Annotated in this window: 5 protein-coding genes; 1 reads left to right on the plus strand and 4 read right to left on the minus strand. The window is 61.0% G+C overall.

Going from position 1 to position 3,730, the window contains the following annotated elements; genetic code table 11:
- The 4 genes from Q0072_RS11775 to purC all read right to left on the minus strand — a co-directional run.
- On the minus strand, positions 1-1,341 hold a 1,341-nt coding region (locus Q0072_RS11775; protein ID WP_298330238.1), incomplete at its 3' end, for an alpha/beta hydrolase.
- Between the two features lie 82 nt (positions 1,342-1,423).
- Positions 1,424-2,095, minus strand: a complete 672-nt coding sequence (gene purQ, locus Q0072_RS11780) for a phosphoribosylformylglycinamidine synthase subunit PurQ (RefSeq protein ID WP_298330241.1) — start codon at positions 2,093-2,095, stop codon at positions 1,424-1,426.
- A 1-nt stretch (position 2,096) separates the two neighbouring features.
- Positions 2,097-2,348, minus strand: a complete 252-nt coding sequence (gene purS, locus Q0072_RS11785) for a phosphoribosylformylglycinamidine synthase subunit PurS (RefSeq protein ID WP_298330244.1) — start codon at positions 2,346-2,348, stop codon at positions 2,097-2,099.
- Positions 2,349-2,414: 66 nt separating this feature from the next.
- Entirely contained in the window at positions 2,415-3,173 is a 759-nt protein-coding gene (purC, locus tag Q0072_RS11790; RefSeq protein WP_298330246.1) for a phosphoribosylaminoimidazolesuccinocarboxamide synthase, read from the minus strand.
- 246 nt (positions 3,174-3,419) lie between these two features.
- Between purC and Q0072_RS11795 the strand changes: the two genes are divergently transcribed.
- A partial coding sequence (locus Q0072_RS11795) for a DUF1476 domain-containing protein (protein ID WP_298330249.1) occupies positions 3,420-3,730 on the plus strand: 311 nt, incomplete at its 3' end.

Genomic DNA, 3,730 nt, shown 5'->3' on the forward strand with positions numbered 1-3,730 from the left:
GCTGCCCTGAATGGTGTGCATCCGGTTGACGAAGGTGTAGTTACGCCCGTGGCTCAGGCGCTTGACGGCTTCATCCGACAACTCAGCCGGACAGCCCGCATCTATATCTGCCGACAGCATTAGGGTCGGGATATCGCTGCTCAGGGGCTGGTTTTCCACCGCCTCGGCGCGGCCTGTGGCAAAGGCCGGACAGACCTCGAAGAAACGCCGCGCGTCGCGGGCGACGGACAGGGCGATCGGGTCGTTGCGGTCGGTGGCCTCAAGCGCTGCCGGGTCTTCGAAGGCAAATTCCTCACGGCACAGGGTGGTGAAGAACTGGCCTTCCGTATAGCCCGCCTGCACCTTTTTGAAGGCGTCCAACGCGGAAAAATCGCCCTTCAGAAGGCGATCCATGGTCAGGGGCAGGCGGCGCGCGCCGTGATCGCTGTAGAGTTCATCGAGCAGGAAGGCCCCGACCTCGTCTGCCGTGTAGGTCTGGCCGTTATGGGTGACCGGCGCGTCCAGCCACTGTTTCAGGCGGGTGTCGAAGCGCGCTTCCAGATCGGGGAAGCGCGAATGACAGGTGGCATCGGCGCGGCAATAGGCCAGCACCTGACGCACCTCACGCGACACCAGACCGGGCAGGGGGGCGGTGGCATTGCCTTCCGGTGGCCAGGTCGAAGAGAGGATAACGCTGCGCAGGCCTTCCGGGTCGTGCTGCATGACGGCCATGGCCACGCGCGTGCCGTAGGAGCCGCCGAACAGGTTGTAGGAGGTGATATGCAACGCCTCACGCAGCTCGCGGATATCCTGAGCGATGACGGCGGAATGATATTGCGACATGTCCACGCCTTTGGCGCGCCAGTGCAAAGCGCACGCCTTCAAGACCTCAACACCCGCCGCGCTGGTCACGCCGGCATCGGACAGGGGCGCTTCGCCACAATCGAGCGACGGGGTGGATTGCCCGGTGCCGCGATGATCGAACAGGATCAGGTCGCGGTCGAGCGCGGTCTTGTCACCCTTGGCGATGTAGGGTGCGGCCGCGACAATATCGCCGCCGGGGCCGCCGTGCAGATAGATCAGAGGATCGGGCTTTTTGTCAGGTGCGGCGACGCGCGCAATGACGACGGGAAAGCTGATGCGGCGGCCATTGCCGCTGCCGCGCGTTTCCTCAACCACCATGTCGCCGCACTCAATGGTGCGGGTTGTAACGATGGTTTTGTAGGCGGCGGGGCAGGCCTTAGCGTGATAGCCTAGCGACAAGGGGGTCGTCACCGGCGTGTCGGGAAAGGGAGCGGCTGAGGCACAGCCCGCCGTCACAGCCAGAATCGCAGAGAACCAAAACCCATGACGGATACGCATAAAAAACCCCTTACCTGTCCGGCTGCCAGCCGGACAGGTAAGGGGTTGCATCTGTAACCGGTTCTGTCAATCGGCCTTCGCGTCAGGCCGCCTGAAGCACGCGCATCAGGCTGTGGAACAGCGGCGCGCCGTCGGCCGAGCCCAGCGCCGGTTCAAAGGCGCGGTCCGGGTGCGGCATCATGCCCAGCACATTGCCTTCGGCATTCATGATGCCCGCAATGTTGTTGACCGAGCCATTGGGGTTTTCGACGTAGCGGAACACCACCTGATTATTGTCTTCGATGGCTTTCAGCGTTTCGGCATCGGCGAAGAAATTGCCGTCGCCATTGCCCTGCGTCATCCACACGCTCGCCTTGTCGCCATAGGCCGAGGTAAAGCGCGTATTGCGATTTTCAATCGTCAGTTCAATGGGTTTGCAGACGTACTTAAGACCGGCATTACGCATCAGCGCGCCCGGCAGCAGGCCCGCTTCGCACAGGATCTGGAACCCGTTGCAGATGCCGACGACCGAGACGCCGCGCTGCGCCGCCTTGACCACCTCAGCCATGACCGGCGACAGGGAGGCCATCGCGCCGCAGCGCAGATAGTCGCCATAGGAGAAGCCGCCCGGCACGACGATCAGGTCGAGGCCCGCGGGCAGGCTCGTGTCCTGATGCCACACCATGCTGACTTGGGCCTCGGTCGTCACCTCGACCGCCACCTTGCAGTCGCGGTCGCAATTGGAACCCGGAAAGACGAGGACGGCGGCTTTCATCTTACGCGACCTCGATGCGGTAGGATTCGATGACCGTATTGGCCAGCAGCTTTTCGCACATGCTCTTGACCTCGGCTTCGGCAGAGGGCTTGTCCGTGCTTTTCAGGTCGAACTCCAGCACCTTGCCGACGCGGACATTGGCGACATCGCTCCAGCCAGCTGTGCCCGCCAGCCCGTTGAGCGCGCCTTCGACCGCCTTGCCCTGAACATCAAGAACGCCAGCCTTGAGGAAGATATGAACCGTGGCTTTCATCTTTTCACTTCAATTTGAGAGAGTAAGCAAAAAGTCCACCGGAACCGATGGACTTAAGGGGGGAGATTACTGCGCACCGCCCTCGATGACGCGGGGCATATCCTTCATGATCCCGAGGCGCTTGGCGACCTCGGTATAGGACTCGATCACGTCGCCCAGATCGCGGCGGAAGCGGTCCTTGTCGAGTTTTTCGCCCGACTGCGTGTCCCACAGGCGGCACGAATCGGGGCTGATCTCGTCGGCCAGGATGACGCGCGCGAACTCACCCTCGAACAGGCGGCCGAACTCGATCTTGAAATCGACCAGCGTGATGCCGACGGCGGCGAACATGCCGCAAAGGAAGTCATTGACGCGCAGCGTCATGGCCAGAATGTCGTCGATTTCCTGCGTCGTGGCCCAGTTGAAGGCCGTGATGTGCTCTTCCGTAATCATGGGATCGCCCATCTCGTCGTTCTTGTAGTAGAACTCGATGATGGAACGCGGCAGTTGCTGGCCTTCGGGCAGGTTGAAGCGCTTGGCCATCGACCCGGCGACGACATTGCGGCAGACGACTTCCAGCGGGATGATCTCGACTTCACGGATCAGTTGCTCGCGCAGGTTCAGACGTTTGATGAAGTGGTTTTGCACGCCGATCTGCGTCAGGCGGGTCATTACGAACTCGCTGATGCGGTTGTTGATGACGCCCTTGCCTTCGAGCTGGGCCTTCTTCTCGCCGTTGAAGGCGGTGGCGTCGTCCTTGAAGTACTGAACCAGCGTACCGGGCTCAGGGCCTTCGTACAGGATCTTGGCCTTGCCTTCGTAAATCTTCTTGCGGCGGGTGGTCATGGCGCCATCTCCAGAAAGGGCAGCGCATGTGCAAACGTCGGAATAGTCAAACCGTCCGGGCCAGCCGGTGAAGGGTGTCGGGGAGGGTTTGAAAAGGGCGTCTGACGCACGGCTGTGAAAGAGGCATCCCAAGGATGCGATTGGGTGCAGCCAATAATCAAAAACTTTTGTGATGTAAATGACGGTTTGTGTTGCGCGGGGTCATGGCGCGCATTAAAACCAAAAGGACAAGTGAGGTTTATCCCTATGACGACGTTTGATGACCGATCCAAAGGTTTCGAAGCGCAGTTCGCCCACAACGAAGAGTTTGAATTCAAAGCTGTGGCGCGCCGCAACCGTATGATCGGCCTGTGGGCTGGCGAAAAAATGGGCCTGTCCGGCGACAATCTCGAAAACTACGCCAAGGCTGTGGTGCGCGCTGATTTCGAGCAGCCGGGCGAGGAGGACGTGATTCGCAAGGTGCTGGGCGATCTGACCGCTTCCAACATCCCCGTGCGCGAGACAGAGGTGCGAACCAAGGTGGTTGAGTTTCTGGCTCAGGCGCGCGAAGCCCTGAA

This window comes from Asticcacaulis sp. (genome assembly GCF_027484505.1).
Classification (GTDB): Bacteria; Pseudomonadota; Alphaproteobacteria; order Caulobacterales; family Caulobacteraceae; genus Asticcacaulis.

Excerpts from the sequence above, each read along its gene's own strand:
- purQ (WP_298330241.1), bottom strand. The coding sequence starts at position 2,095 with ATGAAAGCCGCCGTCCTCGTCTTTCCGGGTTCCAATTGCGACCGCGAC.
- purC (WP_298330246.1), bottom strand. The coding sequence starts at position 3,173 with ATGACCACCCGCCGCAAGAAGATTTACGAAGGCAAGGCCAAGATCCTG.
- purS (WP_298330244.1), bottom strand. The coding sequence starts at position 2,348 with ATGAAAGCCACGGTTCATATCTTCCTCAAGGCTGGCGTTCTTGATGTT.